At 58.9% G+C, this 23,642-nt stretch carries 24 protein-coding genes; 15 read left to right on the forward strand and 9 right to left on the reverse strand.

The features are described 5' to 3' along the window. Positions 1-193 precede the first annotated feature (193 nt). The 10 genes from AC07VO_RS09630 (at position 194) to AC07VO_RS09675 (ending at position 10,452) form a co-directional block, all read left to right on the forward strand. The gene (locus AC07VO_RS09630) at positions 194-1,441 is read left to right on the forward strand and encodes an ABC transporter permease (protein WP_018928863.1); all 1,248 of its coding nucleotides are present in this window, start codon (positions 194-196) and stop codon (positions 1,439-1,441) included. A gap of 12 nt (positions 1,442-1,453) precedes the next feature. After that, positions 1,454-2,278 carry an ABC transporter permease gene (locus tag AC07VO_RS09635; RefSeq protein ID WP_018928864.1) on the forward strand — a complete coding sequence of 275 codons (825 nt, stop codon included), beginning with the start codon at positions 1,454-1,456 and terminating at the stop codon, positions 2,276-2,278. A gap of 139 nt (positions 2,279-2,417) precedes the next feature. After that, entirely contained in the window at positions 2,418-3,566 is a 1,149-nt protein-coding gene (locus AC07VO_RS09640; protein WP_086944460.1) for an iron-containing alcohol dehydrogenase, read from the forward strand. Between the two features lie 91 nt (positions 3,567-3,657). Next, entirely contained in the window at positions 3,658-4,332 is a 675-nt protein-coding gene (gene rpe / locus AC07VO_RS09645) for a ribulose-phosphate 3-epimerase (protein WP_007941649.1), read from the forward strand. Next, on the forward strand, positions 4,329-5,147 hold the full coding sequence (locus AC07VO_RS09650; RefSeq protein WP_018928866.1) for a phosphoglycolate phosphatase: 819 nt from the start codon (positions 4,329-4,331) through the stop codon (positions 5,145-5,147). Before rpe ends, AC07VO_RS09650 begins: the two co-directional genes overlap by 4 nt. Before the next feature lie 70 nt (positions 5,148-5,217). Continuing rightward, positions 5,218-6,699 carry an anthranilate synthase component I gene (gene trpE, locus AC07VO_RS09655; RefSeq protein ID WP_018928867.1) on the forward strand — a complete coding sequence of 494 codons (1,482 nt, stop codon included), beginning with the start codon at positions 5,218-5,220 and terminating at the stop codon, positions 6,697-6,699. Between the two features lie 467 nt (positions 6,700-7,166). Continuing rightward, positions 7,167-7,760, forward strand: coding sequence for an aminodeoxychorismate/anthranilate synthase component II (locus AC07VO_RS09660; RefSeq protein ID WP_018928869.1), 594 nt, complete (start codon positions 7,167-7,169; stop codon positions 7,758-7,760). A 9-nt stretch (positions 7,761-7,769) separates the two neighbouring features. After that, entirely contained in the window at positions 7,770-8,819 is a 1,050-nt protein-coding gene (trpD, locus tag AC07VO_RS09665) for an anthranilate phosphoribosyltransferase (RefSeq protein ID WP_018928870.1), read from the forward strand. Then, on the forward strand, positions 8,816-9,652 hold the full coding sequence (gene trpC / locus AC07VO_RS09670) for an indole-3-glycerol phosphate synthase TrpC (protein WP_018928871.1): 837 nt from the start codon (positions 8,816-8,818) through the stop codon (positions 9,650-9,652). The genes trpD and trpC overlap by 4 nt, the downstream gene beginning before the upstream one ends. 98 nt (positions 9,653-9,750) lie before the next feature. Then, the gene (locus tag AC07VO_RS09675) at positions 9,751-10,452 is read left to right on the forward strand and encodes a lipoate--protein ligase family protein (protein WP_064620739.1); all 702 of its coding nucleotides are present in this window, start codon (positions 9,751-9,753) and stop codon (positions 10,450-10,452) included. 26 nt (positions 10,453-10,478) lie between these two features. Here the strand turns inward: AC07VO_RS09675 and crp are convergent, their stop codons facing one another. Further along, on the reverse strand, positions 10,479-11,123 hold the full coding sequence (gene crp / locus AC07VO_RS09680; protein WP_018928873.1) for a cAMP-activated global transcriptional regulator CRP: 645 nt from the start codon (positions 11,121-11,123) through the stop codon (positions 10,479-10,481). A gap of 248 nt (positions 11,124-11,371) precedes the next feature. Here crp and AC07VO_RS09685 point away from each other — a divergent pair, with 248 nt between their 5' ends. Beyond that, positions 11,372-11,794, forward strand: a complete 423-nt coding sequence (locus AC07VO_RS09685; RefSeq protein WP_007941657.1) for an OsmC family protein — start codon at positions 11,372-11,374, stop codon at positions 11,792-11,794. 238 nt (positions 11,795-12,032) lie between these two features. Next, positions 12,033-12,827: an adenosylmethionine decarboxylase gene (gene speD, locus AC07VO_RS09690; protein ID WP_018928874.1), complete on the forward strand. Its 795-nt coding sequence runs from the start codon at positions 12,033-12,035 to the stop codon at positions 12,825-12,827. 93 nt (positions 12,828-12,920) lie between these two features. Here the strand turns inward: speD and coq7 are convergent, their stop codons facing one another. The 6 genes from coq7 to hemJ all read right to left on the reverse strand — a co-directional run bounded on the left by coq7 (position 12,921) and on the right by hemJ (position 17,444). Continuing rightward, a complete protein-coding gene (coq7, locus tag AC07VO_RS09695; protein ID WP_018928875.1) occupies positions 12,921-13,568 on the reverse strand; it encodes a 2-polyprenyl-3-methyl-6-methoxy-1,4-benzoquinone monooxygenase in 648 nt (215 codons plus the stop codon). Between the two features lie 121 nt (positions 13,569-13,689). Next, positions 13,690-14,028 carry a histidine triad nucleotide-binding protein gene (locus AC07VO_RS09700; RefSeq protein ID WP_086944461.1) on the reverse strand — a complete coding sequence of 113 codons (339 nt, stop codon included), beginning with the start codon at positions 14,026-14,028 and terminating at the stop codon, positions 13,690-13,692. A gap of 80 nt (positions 14,029-14,108) precedes the next feature. Then, on the reverse strand, positions 14,109-14,897 hold the full coding sequence (locus AC07VO_RS09705) for an SDR family NAD(P)-dependent oxidoreductase (protein WP_086944462.1): 789 nt from the start codon (positions 14,895-14,897) through the stop codon (positions 14,109-14,111). Between the two features lie 62 nt (positions 14,898-14,959). After that, positions 14,960-15,919 (reverse strand): DUF805 domain-containing protein, encoded by a 960-nt coding sequence (locus AC07VO_RS09710; RefSeq protein WP_064620732.1) that lies wholly within the window; start codon positions 15,917-15,919, stop codon positions 14,960-14,962. A 91-nt stretch (positions 15,920-16,010) separates the two neighbouring features. Further along, positions 16,011-16,979, reverse strand: a complete 969-nt coding sequence (locus AC07VO_RS09715) for an NAD(P)H-dependent flavin oxidoreductase (protein ID WP_086944463.1) — start codon at positions 16,977-16,979, stop codon at positions 16,011-16,013. Between the two features lie 33 nt (positions 16,980-17,012). Continuing rightward, positions 17,013-17,444, reverse strand: coding sequence for a protoporphyrinogen oxidase HemJ (gene hemJ / locus AC07VO_RS09720; RefSeq protein ID WP_018928879.1), 432 nt, complete (start codon positions 17,442-17,444; stop codon positions 17,013-17,015). Between the two features lie 135 nt (positions 17,445-17,579). Between hemJ and argC the strand changes: the two genes are divergently transcribed. Further along, a complete protein-coding gene (gene argC / locus AC07VO_RS09725) occupies positions 17,580-18,614 on the forward strand; it encodes an N-acetyl-gamma-glutamyl-phosphate reductase (RefSeq protein WP_007941665.1) in 1,035 nt (344 codons plus the stop codon). A 167-nt stretch (positions 18,615-18,781) separates the two neighbouring features. Continuing rightward, entirely contained in the window at positions 18,782-19,132 is a 351-nt protein-coding gene (gene erpA, locus AC07VO_RS09730; RefSeq protein ID WP_007906865.1) for an iron-sulfur cluster insertion protein ErpA, read from the forward strand. Positions 19,133-19,205: 73 nt separating this feature from the next. Here the strand turns inward: erpA and AC07VO_RS09735 are convergent, their stop codons facing one another. Both AC07VO_RS09735 and AC07VO_RS09740 read right to left on the reverse strand, forming a co-directional pair. Continuing rightward, positions 19,206-20,297, reverse strand: coding sequence for an anhydro-N-acetylmuramic acid kinase (locus tag AC07VO_RS09735; RefSeq protein WP_086944464.1), 1,092 nt, complete (start codon positions 20,295-20,297; stop codon positions 19,206-19,208). Between the two features lie 3 nt (positions 20,298-20,300). Beyond that, on the reverse strand, positions 20,301-21,719 hold the full coding sequence (locus AC07VO_RS09740) for a peptidoglycan DD-metalloendopeptidase family protein (protein WP_018928882.1): 1,419 nt from the start codon (positions 21,717-21,719) through the stop codon (positions 20,301-20,303). Between the two features lie 210 nt (positions 21,720-21,929). Here AC07VO_RS09740 and tyrS point away from each other — a divergent pair, with 210 nt between their 5' ends. Beyond that, positions 21,930-23,129, forward strand: a complete 1,200-nt coding sequence (gene tyrS, locus AC07VO_RS09745; protein ID WP_064620726.1) for a tyrosine--tRNA ligase — start codon at positions 21,930-21,932, stop codon at positions 23,127-23,129. Positions 23,130-23,642: the final 513 nt, after the last annotated feature.

The raw sequence follows: 23,642 nt of genomic DNA on the forward strand, positions 1-23,642 counted from the left end.
TTATCCACTCCTGTAGGAGCGAGGCTTGCCCGCGAAGGCGTCGGCACATTCAACATTAATGTTGACTGACACACCGTCTTCGCGGGCGAGCCTCGCTCCTACAGGGGCCGATGTGTAGCTAACAAGAACAGAGGTGGCCTCCCAGTTATGGAGTGCCACCCTCTGTAACGATCAAAGATTTCCGGAGTACGCCATGGCTATCGCCGTTCCCGTGAACGCGGGCACCGACCCCACCTTGAAGCAGCGGCTAAAGCACGCCGAGCGAATCAACCGCTGGAAAGCACAAGCCTTGATCGCGCCGTTGGTGCTGTTTCTGTTACTGGTGTTCCTGGTGCCGATCGTGGCGCTGCTCTACAAAAGCGTCGGTAACCCGGAAGTGGTCGGCGTGATGCCGCGCACTGTGGCAGCCATCGCCAGTTGGGATGGCCGAGGCCTGCCGGCAGAGCCTGTGTACAAGGCCGCCAGCGAAGACCTCGCCGAAGCCCGCAAGAATCAGACCTTGGGTGATTTGTCCAAGCGCTTGAACATGGAGTTGGCCGGCTACCGCAGCCTGCTGACCAAAACCGCGCGCGCCTTGCCGTTCGCCACGGAGCCTGCTTCTTATAAAGAAGCGCTGGAAGGACTCGACGAACGCTGGGGCGATCCGGCCTATTGGCAGGTGGTGCGTCGCAACACCAGTGGCGTGACGCCTTATTACCTGCTGGCCGCCGTCGATCACCGTATCGACGACCTCGGCGAACTGGCCCGGGCCACTCCCGATCAGGCGATCTACCTCGACATCTTTGCCCGTACGTTCTGGATGGGCCTGATCATCACCATGATCTGCCTGGTGCTTGCTTATCCGCTGGCCTACCTGCTGGCGAACCTGCCCTCGCGCCAAAGCAACCTGCTGATGATTCTGGTGCTGTTGCCGTTCTGGACCTCGATTCTGGTTCGGGTCGCGGCGTGGATCGTGTTGCTGCAATCGGGCGGCTTGATCAACAGCGGCCTGATGGCCATGGGCGTCATCGATAAGCCGCTGGAGCTGGTGTTCAACCGCACCGGGGTCTACATCTCGATGGTGCACATCCTGCTGCCGTTCATGATTCTGCCGATCTACAGCGTGATGAAAGGTATCTCGCCGACTTACATGCGTGCGGCGATTTCCCTGGGCTGCCACCCGTTCGCCAGTTTCTGGCGGGTGTACTTCCCGCAGACCTATGCCGGTGTTGGCGCCGGTTGCCTGTTGGTGTTCATCCTCGCCATCGGCTACTACATCACCCCGGCGTTGCTGGGCAGCCCGAACGATCAGATGGTCAGTTACTTCGTCGCCTTCTACACCAACACCAGCATCAACTGGGGCATGGCGACCGCGCTCGGTGGACTGTTGCTGCTGGCGACCGTGGTGCTTTATCTGATTTACAGCTGGCTGGTGGGCGCCAGTCGCCTGCGCCTGAGCTAAGGGGAGAGTGAAATGCTGAGTCCTTATATGTCGCCCATCGAACGGGTGTGGTTCTACAGCTTGCGGATTCTCTGCGGCTTGATTTTGTTGTTCCTGATCTTGCCGGTGCTGGTGATCATTCCGCTGTCGTTCAACTCAGGGAGTTTTCTGGTCTACCCGCTGCAAGGCTTCTCGCTGCACTGGTATCAGGACTTCTTTGCCTCGGCGGAATGGATGCGTTCGTTGAAGAACAGCATGATCGTGGCTCCGGCAGCGACCGTGCTGGCGATGATCTTCGGTACGCTGGCGGCGATCGGCCTGACCCGTGGCGACTTCCCGGGCAAGGCGCTGGTGATGGCGCTGGTGATTTCGCCGATGGTGGTGCCGGTGGTGATCATTGGTGTGGCCAGTTACCTGACCTTCGCGCCACTGGGGTTCGGCAACAGCTATACCTCGTTGATCGTGGTGCACGCCGTGCTGGGCGTGCCGTTCGTGATCATCACGGTATCGGCGACCTTGCAGGGGTTCAACCAGAACCTGGTGCGGGCCGCGGCCAGCCTGGGAGCTTCGCCGCTGACGACGTTCCGCCGGGTGACCTTGCCGTTGATTGCGCCGGGGGTGATTTCCGGTGCGCTGTTTGCCTTCGCTACCTCGTTCGATGAAGTGGTGGTGACGCTGTTCCTCGCCGGTCCCGAACAAGCGACCTTGCCTCGGCAGATGTTCAGCGGCATCCGCGAAAACCTCAGCCCGACAATCGCCGCTGCCGCGACGCTGCTGATCGCATTCTCGGTGATCCTGTTGCTGACCCTGGAATGGCTGCGTGGGCGCAGCGAAAAACTGCGTACCGCCCAAGCCTGACGCCAACTGTGATCGTTCCCGCGCGAGCGTGGGAACGATCGACAGAAGCACCTCGATCATTCACCAACTTAATAGCAGACAAACCCCAATCCCCAGCTACTATTGTGCCCAGCTCCCCTATCTATAAGAGGCTGCGCACATGAGTCTTTCCTCTTTCAAAATCGCTCACAAACTGATCACCGGCGCAGGTGCCATCGAGCAACTGGCGGCCGAGCTCACACGTCTGGACATCGACAACCCGCTGATCGTCACCGATGCCGCGCTGGTCAAGTCCGGCACGGTGGAGCTGGCGCTGGCGCAGTTGGGCGAGCGCAGTTATGAGATTTTCGACCGGGTGTTGCCGGACCCGGAAATCGCCATCGTCGAAGATTGCATGCGGGTTTACCGTGAGGGTGGGCATGACGGGCTGATCGGCCTCGGCGGCGGCAGTGCCATCGATATCGCCAAGAGTGTTGCCGCCTATGCCGGTTATCACGGTGCGCTGGAGGATTTGTTCGGCATCGATCAGGTGCCGCGCAAAGGCCCGCCGCTGATCGCCATCCCGACCACCGCTGGCACCGGTTCGGAAGTGACCAACGTGGCCATCCTCTCCGACAAGGTCGCGCAGCAGAAGATGGGCATCATCAGCGATTACCTGTTGCCGGACGTGGCGCTGGTCAGCCCGCAAATGACCCTGACCTGCCCGCGCAGTGTCACCGCCGCCAGTGGCGTCGATGCGCTGGTGCACGCCATCGAGTCCTACCTGTCGCTCAACGCCTCGCCCATCACCGATGCCTTGGCCATTGGCGCGATCAAACTGATTACCAAGGCGCTGCCCAAGGCTTACGCCAATCCCGCCCACCTGCAAGCCCGCGAAGACATGGCCACCGCCAGCCTGATGGCCGGCATGGCGTTCGGCAATGCCGGGGTCGGTGCGGTGCATGCGTTGGCGTATCCGCTGGGTGGGCGTTTCAACATTGCCCATGGTGTCAGCAATGCCTTGCTGCTGCCGTATGTCATGACCTGGAACAAGATGGCCTGCGTGGAACGCATGCAGGATATTGCCGAGGCCATGGGGGTGAAGACCGCTCATCTGAGCGCCAGTGAGGCGGCGGATAAAGCCGTGGAGGCGATGACCGAGCTGTGCGCCGCCGTGGAGATCCCGCGAGGTCTGCGCAGTTTCGGGGTGCCCGAGGAGGCGATCCCGGCCATGGCCGTGGAAGCCGCTGGCACCGAACGCCTGATGCGCAACAATCCGCGCAAGTTGAGCGCCACCGATATCGAGAAGATCTACCGAGCGGCCTACTAGGACTTGCCCCAATCATCGCAGCACGGTGCGCGCGTCAAAGCATGAGGTATACAATGCGCGCCATCGTGATTCTGCTCAGAAAAGGTGCGTCATGCAGCCCTTCGTTATTGCTCCGTCGATTCTCTCCGCCGACTTCGCCCGCCTGGGCGAGGAAGTGGACAACGTCCTGGCCGCCGGCGCCGACTTCGTGCACTTCGATGTCATGGACAACCACTACGTGCCGAACCTGACCATCGGCCCGATGGTCTGCTCCGCGCTGCGCAAGTACGGCGTGACCGCGCCGATCGACGCGCACCTGATGGTCAGCCCGGTGGACCGCATCGTCGGTGACTTCATCGAAGCCGGTGCGACCTACATCACCTTCCACCCGGAAGCCACGCTGCACGTCGACCGTTCCCTGCAACTGATCCGCGAAGGCGGCTGCAAGGCGGGCCTGGTGTTCAACCCGGCGACCCCGCTGGACGTGCTCAAGTACGTGATGGACAAGGTCGACATGATCCTGCTGATGAGCGTCAACCCGGGCTTCGGCGGGCAGAAGTTCATTCCAGCCACCCTCGACAAGCTGCGTGAGGCTCGGGCGCTGATCGATGCTTCCGGACGTGACATTCGCCTGGAAATCGACGGCGGGGTGAACGTGAACAACATTCGCGAAATCGCCGCTGCGGGCGCCGACACTTTCGTGGCCGGCTCGGCGATCTTCAATGCGCCGAACTACCAGGAAGTGATTGAAAAAATGCGCTCCGAACTGGCGCTGGCTCGCCCATGAGCGGTTTTGAGCAGCTGTTCCCGGGGCGTCTGCCGCGGCTGGTGATGTTCGATCTGGATGGCACGCTGGTCGATTCGGTCCCTGACCTCGCAGCGGCTGTGGATAACATGCTGCTCAAACTCGGGCGTGACCCGGTCGGCATCGAACCGGTGCGTGAGTGGGTCGGCAACGGCGCGCCGGTGCTGGTGCGCCGTGCACTGGCCGGCGGCATCGATCATTCATCGGTCGATGATGGCGAAGCCGAGGGTGCATTGCAGATTTTCATGGAGGCCTACGGTGAGGGGCATGAGCTGACCGTGGTCTATCCCGGTGTGCGCGACACCCTGAAATGGCTGCACAAGCAGGGCGTGGCGATGGCGCTGATCACCAACAAGCCGGAGCGCTTCGTCGCGCCGTTGCTGGATCAGATGAAGATCGGCCGTTACTTCAAATGGATCATCGGTGGCGACACCCTGCCACAACAGAAACCTGATCCGGCTGCGCTGTTTTTTGTGATGAAAATGGCCAACATTCCGGCGTCGCAATCATTGTTCGTCGGCGACTCGCGTAGCGATGTGCTGGCGGCGAAAGCGGCGGGGGTCAAATGCGTGGCCCTCAGTTACGGTTATAACCACGGTCGGCCGATTGCCGAAGAGTCGCCGGCGCTGGTGATCGATGATCTGCGCAAACTAATTCCCGGTTGCCTGGATCCGGCCGCTGAGATAACGTTGCCCGACGCTGTTCAACCCCCTGCTGGAAACGCCATCGTGGTGGTCACTCGCAAACTCTGGATGAAAGTCATCAAGGCCCTGGCCCGCTGGCGTTGGCGCGCCTGACTTGTTCCTGGCCGGCGTACCGGCGCGTTTGCATACCTGACCGTTAGACCCTCAAGCCACGAGGCACCTCATGATCCGCGAAGAATTCCTGCGTTTGGCCGCTGCCGGCTACAACCGCATCCCGCTTGCCTGCGAAACCCTGGCCGACTTCGACACGCCGCTGTCGATCTACCTGAAACTGGCCGACGAGCCGAACTCCTATCTGCTGGAGTCGGTGCAGGGCGGCGAGAAGTGGGGCCGCTACTCGATCATCGGCCTGCCGTGCCGCACCGTATTGCGGGTTCACGATCACCACGTCAGCGTGACCCACGACGGCGTCGAGATCGAAAGCCACGACGTTGAAGACCCACTGGCCTTCGTCGAAGCCTTCAAGGCACGCTACAACGTGCCGACCATTGCCGGTCTGCCGCGCTTCAACGGCGGTCTGGTGGGTTACTTCGGTTACGACTGCGTGCGTTATGTGGAGAAGCGTCTGGGCAAATGCCCGAACCCGGATCCGCTGGGCGTGCCGGACATTCTGCTGATGGTGTCCGATGCGGTGGTGGTGTTCGACAACCTCGCCGGCAAGATGCATGCGATTGTCCTGGCCGATCCGTCGCAGGAAGATGCCTTCGAACAAGGTCAGGCGCGTCTGCAAGCGCTGCTGGAACAACTCCGTCAGCCAATCACTCCGCGCCGTGGCCTGGACTTCAGCAAGCAGCAATCGGCCGATCCAGTGTTTCGTTCGAGTTTCACCCAGGACGATTACGAGAAAGCCGTCGACACCATCAAGGAATACATCCTGGCCGGTGACTGCATGCAGGTCGTGCCGTCCCAGCGCATGTCGATCGACTTCAAGGCTGCGCCTATCGATCTTTACCGGGCGCTGCGTTGCTTCAACCCGACGCCGTATATGTACTTCTTCAACTTCGGCGACTTCCACGTCGTCGGCAGTTCGCCGGAAGTGCTGGTGCGGGTCGAAGACAACCTGATCACCGTGCGCCCGATTGCTGGCACTCGCCCACGCGGGGCCAACGAAGAGGCGGACCTGGCGCTGGAAAAAGACCTGCTGTCGGACGACAAGGAAATCGCCGAGCACTTGATGCTGATCGATCTGGGCCGCAACGATACTGGGCGCGTCTCGGAAATCGGCTCGGTGAAGCTCACCGAGAAGATGGTCATCGAGCGTTATTCCAACGTGATGCACATCGTGTCTAACGTCACCGGCCAATTGAAGGCCGGGCTGACAGCGATGGACGCACTGCGGGCGATCCTGCCGGCCGGCACCTTGTCCGGCGCACCGAAGATTCGCGCGATGGAAATCATCGACGAGCTGGAACCGGTCAAGCGGGGCGTCTATGGCGGCGCGGTCGGTTACTTCGCCTGGAACGGCAACATGGACACCGCGATTGCGATTCGCACCGCCGTGATCAAGAACGGTGAACTGCATGTGCAGGCCGGTGGCGGCATCGTCGCCGACTCGGTACCGGCGCTGGAATGGGAAGAAACCCTGAACAAGCGTCGCGCGATGTTCCGCGCCGTGGCCCTGGCCGAACAAACCCCGGAAAACTGATCCACATAGAAAACGCGGTGCCTGCGAGGGCGCCGCGTTTTTTTATGCCTGTCATTCCCCTTTTAATCTCTTGATCTTGTGCTTCGGCCGCTCTCGACACCGCCAAAAAACTTCCAGCTTTTTGCCATCTGTCGCTAACCCTTCGATTGTTTCGCGAGCTGTCGCTCCGGCCATATTGCACGCTCTGCCCAGCTACGTTACTGTGCCCAGACGTATGAATGAGACCTTTCCCGTGTTGATCGTCAGCAAACTCCTGGATCAAGTCATCAAGGCACACGCCCGTTGGCGTTGGCGCGCCTGAATCTTTTCTGCCGGCCTGGCCGGACCTGTACCGCTTTGCCTTCTTTACCTGTACGAAATGCCGCTTTGCTGGCGCCACTCCAGCACCCGTCAAAGCGCAGCGCACTGCGGGTAAATCATTCGAAGGCCGTATTAAAAGTCAGTGAATTCAAGAGGTTCTTAACGCCATGTTGCTGATGATCGATAACTACGACTCTTTTACTTACAACGTTGTGCAATACCTCGGCGAGCTAGGCTCCGAGGTCAAAGTCGTGCGCAACGATGAACTCACCATTGCCGAAATCGAAGCCCTCAAGCCTGAGCGCATCGTCGTGTCTCCCGGTCCTTGCACCCCGACCGAAGCCGGTATTTCCATCGAAGCGATCAAATACTTCGCCGGCAAGCTGCCGATTCTCGGCGTTTGCCTCGGGCACCAATCCATCGGCCAGGCGTTTGGCGGCGATGTGGTCCGTGCCCGTCAGGTCATGCACGGAAAGACCAGCCCGGTATTTCACGAGGACAAGGGCGTATTCGAAGGTCTGAATCGTCCGTTGACGGTCACCCGCTACCATTCGCTGATCGTCAAGCGCGAAACCCTGCCCGATTGCCTGGAGCTGACTGCCTGGACCCAGCTCGAAGACGGCTCGGTGGATGAGATCATGGGCCTGCGTCACAAGACGCTGAACATCGAGGGTGTGCAATTCCACCCCGAGTCTATCCTCACCGAACAGGGGCACGAGCTGTTCGCCAACTTCCTCAAACAAACTGGCGGCACGCGCTAAGGACTTTCCATGGATATCAAGACAGCCCTGAGCCGTATCGTCGGCCACCTCGACCTCAGTACCGATGAAATGCGTGATGTCATGCGCGAAATCATGACCGGGCAATGCACGGACGCACAGATTGGTGCGTTCATGATGGCCATGCGCATGAAGAGCGAAAGCATCGACGAGATCGTCGGCGCCGTGACGGCGATGCGCGAGTTGGCGGACAAGGTCGAACTCAACACCCTCGACGGCGTGGTCGATGTGGTCGGCACCGGCGGCGACGGGGCCAATATCTTCAACGTCTCGACTGCTTCCTCATTCGTGGTCGCGGCGGCCGGTTGCACCGTGGCCAAGCACGGTAACCGTGCGGTGTCGGGCAAAAGCGGCAGCGCCGATTTGCTGGAAGCAGCGGGTATCTACCTGAACCTGACCCCAGTTCAGGTTGCACGCTGCATCGACAACGTTGGCATCGGTTTCATGTTTGCCCAGACCCATCACAGCGCCATGAAGCACGCCGCCGGCCCGCGCCGCGAGCTGGGCTTGCGCACCTTGTTCAACATGCTCGGCCCGCTTACGAATCCGGCCGGCGTGAAACATCAGGTGGTGGGTGTATTCAGTCAGGCGTTGTGCCGGCCATTGGCCGAAGTCTTGCAGCGCTTGGGCAGTAAGCACGTGCTGGTGGTGCACTCCAAGGATGGCCTGGACGAGTTCAGCCTGGCGGCCCCGACCTTTGTCGCGGAGTTGAAGAATGACCAGATCACCGAGTATTGGGTCGAGCCCGAAGATCTGGGGATGAAGAGCCAGAGCCTGCACGGTCTGTCGGTGGAAAGCCCGGCGGCTTCCCTGGAACTGATTCGCGATGCCTTGGGCAAGCGCAAGACCGAGAACGGTCAGAAAGCCGCCGAGATGATCGTGCTCAATGCCGGCGCCGCGCTGTACGCCGCCGACCATGCCAGCAGTTTGAAAGAAGGCGTTGCCCTGGCGCACGATGCGCTGCACACAGGCCTCGCTCGGGAAAAACTTGAGGAGTTGGGTGCATTTACCGCGGTATTCAAAGTGGAGAATGAGGGATGAGTGTACCGACGGTTCTGGAAAAAATTCTGGCCCGCAAAGTCCAGGAAGTCGCCGAGCGTAGCGCTCGTGTGAGCCTGGCAGAGCTGGAAAACCTGGCCAAGGCGGCCGATGCACCCCGTGGTTTCGCCAAGGCATTGATCGATCAGGCCAAGAAGAAACAGCCGGCGGTGATTGCTGAAATCAAGAAAGCTTCGCCAAGCAAGGGCGTGATTCGCGAGAACTTCGTGCCTGCGGACATTGCCAGGAGTTACGAGAAGGGCGGGGCTACTTGCCTGTCGGTGCTCACCGACATCGACTACTTCCAGGGTGCGGATGCGTATCTGCAACAAGCCCGGGCGGCGTGCAAGCTGCCGGTGATCCGCAAAGACTTCATGATCGATCCGTACCAGATCATCGAGTCCCGCGCCCTGGGCGCTGATTGCGTGCTGTTGATCGTCTCCGCACTGGATGACGTGAAAATGGCCGAGCTGGCGGCCGTGGCCAAAAGTGTCGGCCTCGATGTGCTGGTGGAAGTCCACGATGGCGACGAGCTGGAGCGGGCCTTGAAAACCCTCGACACGCCGCTGGTGGGCGTGAACAACCGCAACCTGCACACCTTCGAGGTCAGCCTGGAAACCACCCTCGACTTGTTGCCGCGTATTCCGCGTAATCGTCTGGTGGTCACCGAGAGTGGCATTCTTAACCGCGCCGATGTCGAGCTGATGGAAATCAGCGACGTGTATGCGTTCCTGGTCGGCGAAGCGTTCATGCGCGCCGAAAGCCCGGGTACTGAACTGCAGCGCCTGTTCTTTCCTGAGCGCGGTGTTCCAGTGAGCGGCTCTACGCTCGACTGAACACATTTTCGCAGGCAACCCGATCCCCTGTGGGAGCGGGTTTGCCCGCGAGTAGGTCATCAAGCCCCCCAAAGACTTCATGTCTTACGGAGTCGTCCATGTCCCAGCCAACCTCTCTGACCATCGAAGCCGGCCTGCTCGCCGAACAGGACCTGTTGGCCCATGTGTGCACCGGTGATTCGGAGTTCGGCTTGCTGTTCTGGCAACCCACAGACCAGGCATTGGTCATGCCGCGCCGCTTGAATCGCTTGCCGGGTTTCGAGGCAGCGTGCGAGATATCAGCCGCTGCCGGTTGGCCGGTACTGCTGCGCGAAACCGGCGGCGAGCCGGTGCCGCAATCGGCATCGACCCTCAACATCGCGCTGGTCTACGCGCCACCGCGTAGCGAGGGCGACCAGAACCGGATCGAAACCGCCTATCGCCGACTCTGTGACCCGATTTGCCAGCTGCTTGACGAGTTGGGCGGTGTGTCGTCCCTGGGCGAAATTGAAGGCGCGTTCTGCGATGGCCGTTTCAACGTCAACCTCGATGGTCGCAAGATGGTCGGTACCGCTCAGCGCTGGCGGCAGAGCAAGGGCGGTCAGCGTCCGGTCGGGCTGGTGCACGGGGCGATGCTGATCGATAACGAGCGAGAGTCAATGGTCGCGGCGGTCAATCGTTTCAACGAAGCCTGCGGTCTGGAACAGCGGGTTCGCGCAGAAAGCCACATTGCCCTGCATGAAAAATTTGCCGCTCCTGATGCACTGGAACGGCTCGATGCGTTGTATCGCCAAATACTGGCAGAAGTGCTCGGGGCTTAAGTGTTCCAGGCTTCGGTTTTCAGAGCCTAGCGCGTACCGAAGACCACCATGGTCTTGCCTTTGACGTCGACCAGGTTGCGTTCTTCCAGATCCTTGAGCACGCGGCCGACCATCTCACGGGAACAACCGACAATCCGGCCGATCTCCTGGCGGGTCACCTTGATCTGCATGCCATCCGGGTGGGTCATGGCGTCTGGCTGCTTGCACAGCTCCAGCAGGCAGCGCGCCACGCGGCCGGTCACGTCGAAGAATGCAAGGTCGCCGACCTTGCGCGTGGTATTGCGCAGGCGTTGTGCGATTTGTCCGCTGAGCACGTAAAGAATGTCTGGATCCTGTTGAGACAACTCGCGGAATTTCGCGTAGCTGATTTCCGCGACTTCGCATTCGACTTTGGCGCGAACCCAGGCGCTGCGCTCCTGTTCCAGTCCTGCTTGCTCGAACAGACCCAGTTCACCGAAGAAGTCGCCGGAGTTGAGGTAGGCAATGATCATTTCACGGCCGTCGTCATCCTCGATCAGGATGGTCACCGAACCCTTGATGATGAAGAACAACGTGTCCGAGCGGTCGCCGGCACAAATGATGTTGCTCTTGGCGGCATAGCGACGGCGCTGGCAGTGCATCAACAGTTTGTCGAGGTTCTTGATTTTGGATATGGGGGTAATAGCAACCATGGTTGTATCCCGAAAAGACTGCACGGTGTGTTTGTTTTTTGTAGGGGGCTGGTGAAGCCTGGATTTTTTTGTTCGCTACAAGGCTGGCTAAGCGCCAGTGAATTGGCGTCAGCTTAACAGACACATTCCTTCAAGATTCGAGAATTTACCTACGACCCATACGGTTATGTCCTAGGAAGGCGAAGCGCTGCCAATCAAGGGCCCTGTGCTAAGCTGGCGACCCTTTTTTATACAGTGGAGTCTTGGCGATGAAGGCACGCATCCAATGGGCAGGCGAAGCCATGTTCCTCGGTGAATCCGGCAGCGGTCATGTCGTGGTCATGGACGGTCCGCCCGATGCCGGCGGTCGCAACCTGGGTGTCCGCCCGATGGAAATGCTCCTGCTGGGTGTTGGCGGTTGCAGCAATTTCGATGTGGTCAGCATCCTCAAGAAGTCGCGTCAGGCCGTCGAAAGCTGCGAAGCCTTCCTCGAAGCCGAGCGTGCGACCGAAGATCCGAAGGTGTTCACCAAGATCCACATGCACTTCGTGGTCAAGGGACGCGGGCTGAAAGAAGCCCAGGTCAAGCGCGCCATCGAGCTGTCGGCCGAGAAGTACTGCTCGGCCTCGATCATGCTCGGCGCGGCTGGCGTGGCGATTACCCACGACTACGAGATTATCGAGCTCGGTTGAATCGACATTCAACTATCATAAAAGCGGTGCAGACTCTGGTGATCCATAGCTGACGTCTGCATAATGCGCCACTTTTTTCAGGGCAGTGATCGGTCACCCGACAGGTCGCTTGCCTGAACAGACAACCAAAATCGCCATCGCGAAGAGGTGTTAACCGTCCTACGCAGGTGCGTCGTTCGCATCTGACGGGCATGCTTGATCACGCGGCCAGCCCGCAATACATAGAGAGTTTTTAACGGTGAAAAGCAAACTCAAGCTCCACGGGTTCAATAACCTGACAAAGACCTTGAGCTTCAACATCTATGACATCTGCTACGCGGAAACCCCGCAAGACCAGCAGGCTTACGTCGAGTACATCAATAAAGAGTACAACGCCAAGCGCCTGACGCAGATCCTCACAGAAGTTGTCGATATCATTGGTGCCAATATCCTGAACATCGCCAGTCAGGACTATGAACCCCAGGGCGCCAGCGTCACGATTCTGATCTCTGAAGAGCCGGTAACCCCCACCGACAGTCAGATTGAAGAGTCTCCGGGCCCGTTGCCCGAAATCATCCTGGCCCACCTCGACAAGAGCCACATCACGGTGCACACCTACCCGGAAATCCATCCGGTGGACGGTATCGCGACGTTCCGTGTGGACATCGACGTGTCGACCTGTGGCGTCATTTCACCGCTCAAGGCGCTCAATTTTCTGATTCACCAGTTCGATTCGGATATCGTGACTGTGGATTACCGCGTGCGCGGCTTCACCCGTGACGTTGAAGGCAAGAAACACTTCATCGACCACGAGATCAACTCGATCCAGAACTATCTCTCCGAAGACACCCGCGACGCGTACCAGATGACCGACGTGAACGTGTATCAGGAAAACCTGTTCCACACCAAAATGCTGTTGAAGAACTTCGAACTGGATAACTACCTGTTCGGCGACGCCACCAGCAACCTGTCCTCTGAGCAGCGTGCCCAGGTGACTGAGCGTGTAAAACACGAAATGCTTGAAATCTTCTACGCGCGCAACATGCCGAGCTGAGAGTTCCGAGTACAAAAAAAGGCGACTACCGCAAGGTAGTCGCCTTTTTCATTGCTGTTGTCCGCGAAGAGTCCCGATCAAACAACGCAACCGTCAGATCCGATAAGTGCTCTTGGTCATCACCTTGGCCAGCAGACTCATTCCGAACTTCACCGGCGCAGGAAAACGGAACCCTCCAGCATCCAGCGCACTTTCGGCGTGATGTTCTTCATCAATGCGCATCTGCTCAAGGATCGCCCGGGATTTTTCGTCCTCGGCGGGCAGTTGTTCAAGGTGTTCGTTCAGGTGTTTGCAAACCTGATGCTCGGTGGCGGCAACGAAACCCAGGCTGACTTTGTCGCTGATCAACCCGGCCACCGCGCCAATCCCGAACGACATTCCGTAGAACAGCGGATTGAGAATGCTGGTGTGGCTGCCCAACTGGTGGATGCGCTGTTCGCACCAGACCAGATGATCGATTTCTTCTTCGGCGGCATGTTCCATGGCAGCGCGCACTTGCGGCAACTTGGCGGTCAGGGCTTGACCTTGATACAGCGCCTGGGCACAGACTTCGCCGGTATGGTTGATGCGCATCAAACCGGCGACGTGCCGGGTGTCCTCGTCGTTCATTTGCGCATCCGGCTGCACGATGGCAGGCGACGGACGGTAGGGCTGACCGCTGAAGGGCAGCAAAGTACGCATCGCGGCATCGGCTTGCAGCAGAAGACGGTCAATTGGCGAGTAGTGACGTTGGGTAGTCATGCTGACCTCCGGGAAGAATCTCGGCGGCCAGTTTAACCCAATCGGCCGGGGAGGGTTTGCGCTGGGTCATCTGTGGCGAGGGAGCAAGCGCCCTCGCCACATAAACCGGTACTGCTTGCAATCAGCCCGGAGGCCAGTGCATCTGGCGCTGACCCAGCACGTGCATATGAATGTGATAAACGGTCTGCCCGCCCAATTCATTGCAGTTCATGACCACCCGGAAACCTTCTTCACAGCCCAGTTCCAGAGCCAGACGCTGCGCGGTGAACAGAATATGCCCGGCCAGAGCCTTATCGTCCTCGGTGAGATCGTTAAGGGTGCGCACCGGTTTCTTCGTGACCACCAGGAAATGCACGGGGGCCTGTGGGGCGATGTCGTGGAAGGCCAGTACCTGGTCGTCCTCGTAAATGATCTTCGCCGGGATTTCCCGGTTGATGATCTTGGTGAACAGAGTATCCACAGCTGTTTTCTCCGTTGTTTGGCTGGCTTGAGTGTACGCATGGGCCCTGCCTGAGCCCAGTTTTTTACCTTGAAGGCTGGTCAGCGCGGGCAGTACGCCTTATTGACCATGCCCGCGATTGTCCGGGTCAGCCAGCGCGAGCCGAGCCGTGGCAGGAAGGCGAACCAGCGATTCAGGCGACCGGGGATGATAATGGCGCGATTTTTCTCCAGGGCGCGCACGGTGTAGAGCGCGACTTCCTCTGGGCTCATCAGCAATTTGCTCTCGCCCAGCTTGTCGGTGTTCAGTTGCGCGGTGCGAAAAAACGCCGTGCGGGTCGGGCCGGGGCAGAGCACCGACACCTTGACCGCGCATTTTTTCAGTTCGACGCGCAAGCCTTCGGAAAAACTCAGCACATAAGCCTTGCTGGCGTAATAAGTGCTCATCCAGGGGCCGGGATGGAACGCCGCAACCGAGGCGACGTTCAGAATCTGCCCGCCGCCCTGCAAGGCCATGCTGTTACCAATGGCATGACACAAGCGAGTGAGGGCCAGGATGTTCACTTCGATCAGGTCCTGCTCGGTCATCCAGTCCTGGGCCAGGAATGGGCCACAGGTACCGATGCCGGCGCAGTTGACCAGCAGATCGATTTGCCGCTCACCTTCCTCCAGCTCCAGTAGAAATCCGGACAGGCGCAACGGTTCACCCAGGTCACAGGCACGAAACAACACTTCAACGCCGAAACGTTGAGTCAGTTCAATCGCAATACTTTCCAGCTGATCACGCTGTCGGGCCACCAATAGCAGGCTGCGGCCGCGCCGGGCCAGCGCTTCGGCCATTGCCAGGCCGATGCCGCTGGAAGCGCCAGTGATCAGAGCGTAACGGGTCATGCAGTTCTCCATCGCAACAGCTCCGCGCCAGCGACGCAGGTGTCACGGGCGGGGAGCGCTGTTCATTCTTTTGCAGAGTCTACAGGGGGCTGGGCCGCTTCGGCTGCATCGTCGGTTGAATCTGCTGCCGAGTCGACTTCGACGGGCGCAGCTTCGACTTCATCGGTGGTCACGGAGCTGCTTTGATAGGCACTATCAGTGGCGCTTTCGTACTCATCCTGAATTGCCGTGAGACCTCCGGTCAGCCCGCCAACGAACATGATCGCAATAAACACCAGCCACAATGAAGCCAGTACCCTGACTGCATTGCTGTTGGGCGGCGGCGGTGCGCCATATCGATTGGCAGTGTTGTTACCCGGCACGATCATTATCACGAACGGGAAAGCGCCCCCCACGAACGGCACAAGGTTCAACAGCCAGAGCCATCCAGACCAGCCGATATCGTGCAGGCGCTGCACACTGAACTGAATGCTGATGAACGCGAGTATCACGATCAGAATAACGGCCAGCAGACCCGCGACAATCAGGCCGGCAGTCGAGTTGGTGCTGATGAGGCCGAAGCCGAAAATGGCCAGCACCGAGCCAATGCCCAACGTCACCAGCGTCAGAGCCATTGTCCAGGCCAGAAAGCGCAGTCGGCCGATGCGGCCACTGAAACTGAATGCCTTGAGTGTGGCGAACTCCGGCAGCGCTTCGCCGACCGTGGCGCGTGGCGGAGCGTAGGGGGAATCGGGCTCTGCCGATGGCGGTGGGCTGACGTGAACGTCGGACAGGTTCAGCTCGATCGAGGGTTCGGCTTCGATTCGGGCATCGATGCCGGTTTTCGTCAGCGCCTGAAGATAAGTTTGCGCGTCGGCGTGTGACAGGTCGCGTTTGAGCGCAACCGTCCGGCCACTGAACAGGCGTTCGATGGCTGCGACATCGCTTTTGAACAGCTCGGCGAGATTGAGCTTGGCGGTGGTGGCATCAACACCGGGCAGCAAAGCACCATCGAAGACGATCTTGAAACGGTTTTCGCTCATGGCCGAGGCATCCTTGTCGCGAGAGTTGTAATGGAAAGTGTAACAAGAGGGAGTTTAAGGCCGGCCGGGTTGGGCTGGCCAAACTTTCCTGTCAGCGCGGCCAGCGCTTGGGCAGTGCTGCCGCCAGTTCCAGCGCCTTGCGGTATTCGGTGCCGAGACGTTCGACCAGTTGATCGACACTCGGCAGATCCTCGATCTCCCCGACACCCTGGCCCGCAGACCACACGGTTTTCCAGGCTTTGGCTTCATCGTTCAACGGCTTGAGCTTGGAGCCGAAGTCCACCTCGCCCTTGCTTTGCAGCGCCGCCATGTCGAAACCGGCGGCCTCCAGGCTCTGACGCATGAAGCTTGCCGGAACCCCAGACACCGCTGGAGTATGGACGATGTCCGCGGCTCCGGCAGTCAGGAGCATCTCCTTGTAGGCGTCAGGCGCATGACTTTCGGTGGTGCCGATAAATCGCGTACCGAAGTAGGCCAGATCCGCACCAAGCAATTGCGCAGCAAGAATCTCGTGGCCATGGTTCAGGCAGCCAGCCAGCAGCAGGGTCTTGTCGAAAAACTGGCGAATCTCGGCGATCAGCGAAAACGGGCTCCAGGTCCCGGCGTGACCACCGGCCCCCGCGGCAACGGCAATCAAACCGTCGACACCGGCTTCGGCGGCTTTTTCTGCGTGGCGACGGGTCGTCACGTCGTGAAACACCAGGCCGCCGTAGCTGTGCACGGCATCGACCACTTCCTTCACGGCGCCGAGGCTGGTGACCACGATCGGTACTTTGTGTTCGATGCAGATCGCCAGGTCCGCCTGCAATCGCGGATTGCTGTGGTGGACGATCAGGTTCACCGCGTAAGGGGCGGGGTTTTCCAGTGTCGCCAACCCTGCTTCGATTTCTTCCAGCCAGGCCTTGAAACCGCTGCTTTCACGCTGATTCAGCGCAGGGAAACTACCCACCACGCCATTACGGCAGCAGGCGAGCACCAGCTCAGGGTTGGAGATCAGGAACATCGGTGCCGCCACCACCGGCAGTCGCAAGCGTTGTTCGAGCAGAGCGGGCAGCGACATTGGAAGTACCCCGGGTGAGTGTGCCTGTTGGATTTAAAACGGCCGGACGACGACCAGAATTACGATAGCCAGCAATATCAGAACCGGCACTTCATTGAACCAGCGATAAAAGACATGGCTGCGGGTGTTTTCGCCACGGGCAAAACGTTTTACCTGTGCGCCGCACATGTGGTGGTAGCCGATCAGGATCACCACCAGGGTCAGCTTGGCGTGCATCCACGCGCCCTGGCCGAAATAGGCGCTCGGGTTGAGGCTGATCAGCCAGATACCGAAGACCAGGGTGGCGATCATCGCTGGCCCCATGATACCCCGGTACAGCTTGCGCTCCATGATGCTGAAGCGTTCCTTGCTGACGGTGTCTTCGCTTTGCGCGTGATAGACGAACAGGCGCGGCAGGTAAAACAGGCCGGCAAACCAGCAGACCATGCTGATGATGTGAAGCGCTTTGAGCCACAGATAAAGCATTTTTGGTTATTCCCAGGTTCACGGTAGTGAAGATAGTAGGGGGTAGAGCGCCCGCACGTCACCTTGACGGTTGTCGCAGGGCCGCGCGGCCCCTATTATCGACGGCTTTCCAGTGGGTTCGTTGAGGGCAGGTTTATGGTCAAGGTCGGTATCGTCGGCGGCACGGGTTACACCGGTGTCGAACTGCTGCGTCTGTTGGCACAGCATCCGCAGGCAGAAGTGGTGGTGATCACTTCCCGATCCGAGGCCGGCCTGGCCGTGGCCGACATGTACCCGAACCTGCGAGGCCATTACGACGGCCTGGCGTTCAGCGTTCCGGACATCAAGACCCTCGGGGCTTGCGATGTAGTGTTCTTCGCCACGCCGCACGGTGTCGCCCATGCCCTGGCGGGTGAGTTGCTGGCTGCCGGAACCAAAGTCATCGACCTGTCGGCAGACTTCCGTCTGCAGGACGCCGATGAGTGGGCCAAGTGGTACGGCCAGCCGCACGGTGCGCCGGAACTGTTGGAGGAAGCGGTCTACGGCTTGCCGGAAGTCAATCGCGAGCAGATCAAGCAGGCACGCCTGATTGCTGTACCGGGTTGCTACCCGACCGCGACGCAATTGGGTTTCCTGCCATTGCTCGAAGCCGGTCTGGCCGATACCACACGTTTGATCGCTGACTGCAAATCCGGTGTCAGCGGTGCGGGTCGTGGCGCTTCGGTAGGTTCGCTGTACTCCGAGACGTCGGAAAGCATGAAGGCCTACGCCGTAAAAGGTCACCGTCACTTGCCGGAAATCCGTCAGGGGCTGCGTCGTGCCGCGGGCAAGGATGTTGGTCTGACCTTCGTTCCGCACCTGACGCCGATGATTCGCGGTATTCATTCGACGCTCTACGCGACTGTCGTGGACCGCTCGGTGGATCTGCAGGCTCTGTTCGAAAAGCGTTATGCCAACGAACCGTTCGTCGACGTAATGCCAGCCGGCAGCCATCCGGAAACCCGCAGCGTGCGTGGTGCCAACGTTTGTCGTATCGCCGTGCATCGTCCGCAGGATGGTGATCTGGTGGTGGTGTTGTCGGTCATCGACAACCTGGTCAAAGGCGCGTCGGGTCAGGCTGTGCAGAACCTGAATATCCTCTTCGGTCTGGATGAGCGCCTGGGCCTTTCCCATGCGGGCATGCTGCCGTAAGGCTTTATCCGCAATGCAAAAAGGCCCGTTGAACGGGCCTTTTTGCATTCTGGTCTGACAATTGGGTTGATTGATATACCGTAACAATAGTTGACCGATTTTCTGGGAGAAGCGGATAATGCGCGTCATCACGCATTATGGCGGCGTAACGCCGGGAGATAGTCAGCATGAGCGTCGAATCCTTCACCCCCACGGCTTTGCAATTCACCCACGGTGCTGCGCACAAGGTGAAGAGCCTGGTCGATGAAGAGGGGAATGATCGCTTGAAGCTGCGCGTATTCGTTACGGGCGGCGGTTGTTCAGGGTTTCAGTACGGCTTCACCTTCGATGAAGAAGTGGCCGATGACGACACCATTGTCGAGCGCGAAGGCGTCAGCCTGGTGGTCGATCCGATGAGCTTCCAGTACTTGGCAGGTGCCGAGGTGGATTACCAGGAAGGTCTGGAAGGTTCGCGTTTCGTGATCAAAAACCCGAACGCCACCACCACGTGTGGCTGCGGCTCTTCGTTCTCGATCTGATCGCAACTCACCGCATCAACAAGCGCCGCAGGGTCTCAGGACTCTGCGGCGTTTTGCTGTCTGGAGTTAAGGTTCAGGCGGGGTAGATGGCGCCGAGAATTCGCAGGCCACGGGCGCCGGTGACGCTTGGGCGGTTGGTCGCGATACCTTCCAGGCAGCAATGAGCCAGCCAGGCAAAGGCCATGGCTTCAACCCAGTCCGGGTCTACACCATAAGCGGCAGTGCTGCTGACTTTCGCGTTCGGCAACAGGCAGGCCAACCGTTTCATCAACGTGGCGTTGTGTGCGCCGCCGCCGCAGACCAGCAGCTCCCGGGTATCCGATTGAGCGCTTTGCAATGACTCGACGATGGTCAGGGCGGTCAACTCAAGCAGTGTGGCCTGTACGTTTTCGGCTGCGAAGGATGGCAGCTGTGACAGATGCTGCATCAGCCATGGCAGATTGAACACTTCGCGGCCAGTGCTCTTCGGGCCTTGAGTTACAAAGAACGGATCACTGAGCAGCTCATTCAACAGAGCCGGTTCAACCTTGCCGCTGGCGGCCCATTGGCCATCGCGATCGAAGTTGTCGCCGCGTTGCCGGTGAATCCAGGCATCCAGCAGGACGTTCCCCGGACCGCAGTCAAAACCCGCGACAGGCTTGCCGGGTTCGATCAGGCTGAGGTTACTGAACCCGCCGACGTTCAGCACCGCGCGGTTACCAGGCTGCTGTTCAAACAAGGCTTCGTGAAAGGCTGGAACCAATGGGGCGCCTTGTCCGCCAGCGGCTACGTCGCGGCTGCGGAAATCGCTGACCACGGTGATGCCGGTCAGCTCGGTGAGCAGCGCAGGGTTGCCGATCTGCACCGTGAACCCGCGTGCCGGTTCGTGGCGAATGGTCTGGCCGTGGCTGCCAATCGCGCGAATGTCGTCGGGCTTGAGGTTTTGTTGGTCGAGGAGGGTGTGAATGCCCTGTGCGGCCAGTTTTACCCAGTTTTGCTGGGCAATGGCGGAGCGGGCAATCTCGTCCGGACCGCTGGCGCACAAGCCAAGCAGCTCGGCGCGCAGGGATTCGGGCATGGGGATGTAATGCGTGGCGATCAGCTTGATCGCCGGGGCTTGCTCGATCAGCGCAATGTCCAGGCCATCAAGGCTAGTCCCGGACATCACACCTATATAGAGCGCCATGGCTTAGCGTTTGCTCGAAGCCAACAGGGTGGCTTTCTCTTGGTCCATACGCGCCATCAGCGGTTGGCTTTGCGCAAGGAAGCGTGAGCGTTCAGCTTTGGAGATCGGATCGGCCATCGCTACCTTCTGACCCAGCGGGTCGACGTGCACACCATTGACCTGGAACTCGTAGTGCAGGTGCGGGCCGGTGGAGAGGCCGGTGGTGCCGATGTAGCCGATCACCTGACCTTGCTTGACGCTGCCGCCAGTCTTGATGCCTTTGGCGAAGCCCTGCATGTGGCCGTACAGCGTACGGTAAGTACTGCCGTGCTGGATAATCACGGTATTGCCGTAACCGCCGCGGCGACCGGCCAACAATACCTGGCCGTCGCCGGCAGCCTTGATCGGTGTGCCGCGCGGTGCTGCGTAATCGACACCCTTGTGGGCGCGGATCTTGTTCAGGATCGGGTGCTTGCGGCCCATGGAGAATTTCGAGCTGATGCGGGCGAAGTCTACCGGAGTACGGATGAACGCCTTGCGCATGCTGTTGCCGTCAGCCGTGTAGTAGCTGCTGTTGCCTTGTTTGTTGGTGTAGCGCACAGCGGTGTAAGTCTTGCCACGGTTGGTGAAGCGCGCGGAAAGAATGGGGCCGTTACCGACGGCTTTACCGTTGACGACTTTCTGTTCATAGATCACATCGAACTCGTCACCCTGGCGAATATCCTGGGCGAAGTCGACGTCATAGCCAAACACGCTGGCCATATCCATGGTCAGGCTATGGGACAAACCGGCACGGGCTGCGGATTGCGACAGCGAACTGTTGATCACGCCATGTACGTAGGCGGTGCGAACAGTGGGCTTGGCGGTAATGCGGTTGAATGTATAACCCTTGCCGTTCTTGGTCAGGCTGATGCTTTCCGTGTCGCTGACTTTGCTGTGCAAATTGGTCAGTTGGCCGTTCGGGCCGAGTTCGAACTCGAGCTTCTGGCCATGTTTGAGCTGGCTGAACTGCTTGGCCTGCTTGTCGCTGGCCAGCACTTCATGCACCGAAGTGGCCGGAAGGCCGACTTTCTCAAACAAGGTCGAGAGAGTGTCGCCTTTGGCAACGATCACTTCCCTGTGGCCTGGCGCCTTCTTTTCTTCGACGACTGGCGCGGGGGCGGCCTGGGCGGCTTCCTGAGTGTTTTCGGCGCTGTTTTCGATCTGCGCGAAAGGGGAGGCTGCCGGCTCATTTGTGGCTTGGACGACGTCGGCGGCGTCTTGATCTTGTGTCAGTTGTTCTACAGGGCTTTCCAGTTCAAGACTCAGGGTCGTCTTTTTGGCTTCAACATCACTGGAAGGAAATACCAGAAGCGCCAGGCTCAGAAGGGCGGCGATACCGCTTGCTGCGAGCAGGTGGGTCTTCGGGTAAAGCGGTGGCGCTTTAGACGATTCTTTGGTCATAAGTAATTTTGACTTTGAAAAAATGAATTGGAAAAGATGAATGACATGATGAAGACGAAATAACTGTATAAAATATAACCAAATCATCTCTGAAGCAAGCCTGCGGACGCTCTGTCCGTGGATTGGCGTCCGTGCGCCGGGCAAAACTTGTATTTGACGCCCGATCTTGTATGGTTGGTCCCCTTTGAATTCGAGTCTTGCAGGTCTGTTATGAAGTCGGTTGAAGAGCAGCTAGCGCTGATCAAGCGTGGTGCAGAAGAACTGTTGGTCGAGTCCGAGCTGATCGAAAAGCTCAAACGTGGCCAGCCGCTACGTATTAAGGCAGGCTTCGATCCGACCGCGCCGGATTTGCACCTGGGTCACACCGTGCTTATTAATAAGCTGCGCCAGTTCCAGGATCTGGGCCATCAGGTGATCTTCCTTATCGGTGACTTCACCGGGATGATCGGTGATCCGAGTGGCAAGAGCGCGACACGTCCACCGCTCACTCGTGAACAGGTTCTCGAGAATGCCGAGACCTACAAGACTCAGGTCTTCAAGATTCTTGATCCGGCCAAAACCGAAGTGGCGTTCAACTCCACCTGGATGGATCAGATGGGGCCGGCTGACTTCATACGTCTGACTTCGCAATACACCGTGGCACGCATGCTCGAGCGCGATGACTTCGATAAGCGCTACACGACCAATCAGCCAATCGCCATTCACGAGTTCCTCTATCCGCTGGTTCAGGGTTACGACTCGGTCGCTTTGCGCGCGGATGTCGAGCTGGGCGGTACGGATCAGAAGTTCAACCTGCTGATGGGGCGTGAACTGCAGCGTGGTTATGGTCAGGAGGCTCAATGCATTCTGACCATGCCGTTGCTCGAAGGGCTGGATGGCGTGAAGAAGATGTCCAAGTCGTTGGGCAACTATGTCGGTATCCAGGAGGCGCCGGGTGTCATGTACGGCAAGCTGGTCTCTATTCCTGATGTGCTGATGTGGCGCTACTTCGAATTGCTCAGCTTCCGCTCCATGGAAGAGATCGATGCTTTGCGGGCTGACGTCGAGGCGGGTGCGAATCCGCGTGACATCAAGATCAAGTTGGCTGAAGAGATCGTTGCGCGTTTCCATGGTGAAGAGGCTGCGGCCAATGCTCACCGTGCGGCGGGCAATCGTATGAAAGATGGCGAGCTGCCGGATGATTTGCCAGAGATCGAATTGACCGCTACCGAAGACATGCCGATCGCTGCTGTCCTTAATAAGGCGGGCTTGGTGAAGAACTCCGCCGTGGCGCGTGACCTTCTGGGTTCTGGTGGTGTGCGTATAGATGGTGAAGTTGTCGATCGCACCTTTATATACGCGCTGGGCGCGACCCACGTTTGCCAGGCGGGGAAGAAGGCATTTGCGCGTATTACGCTCAAATCCGAATAAAGCTGAAATCAGGGGTTGACGGCAGATCCTGGACGTCTATAATTCGCCCCACTTCCGGCGCAGTCGAAACGGAAAACTCCTTGGTAAACAACGAGTTACGCAGTTTTCGACAGCGGTTACGCTTCAGTTCATCGAAGCCAGAAGGAGTTGGTAGGGCAGGGTATTGTCGCCTTATTGATGGCTCGATCTTCTCGGTCGAAAGCGGAGAAAAAGAGGTGTTGACAGCAGCGACTAACGCTGTAGAATTCGCCTCCCGCTAACGAGAGATCGGAAGCGCAAGTGGTTGAAGTTGCAAAGGAAACTTTGAAAACTTCTGAAAATAACCGCTTGACAGCAACGGAGGCTGCTGTAGAATGCGCGCCTCGGTTGAGACGAAAGCTCTTAACCAACCGCTCTTTAACAACTGAATCAAGCAATTCGTGTGGGTGCTTGTGGAGTCAGACTGATAGTCAACAAGATTATCAGCATCACAAGTTACTCCGCGAGAAATCAAAGATGTAACCAACGATTGCT

It is taken from the genome of Pseudomonas sp. GW821-FHT03E01, assembly GCF_059420765.1.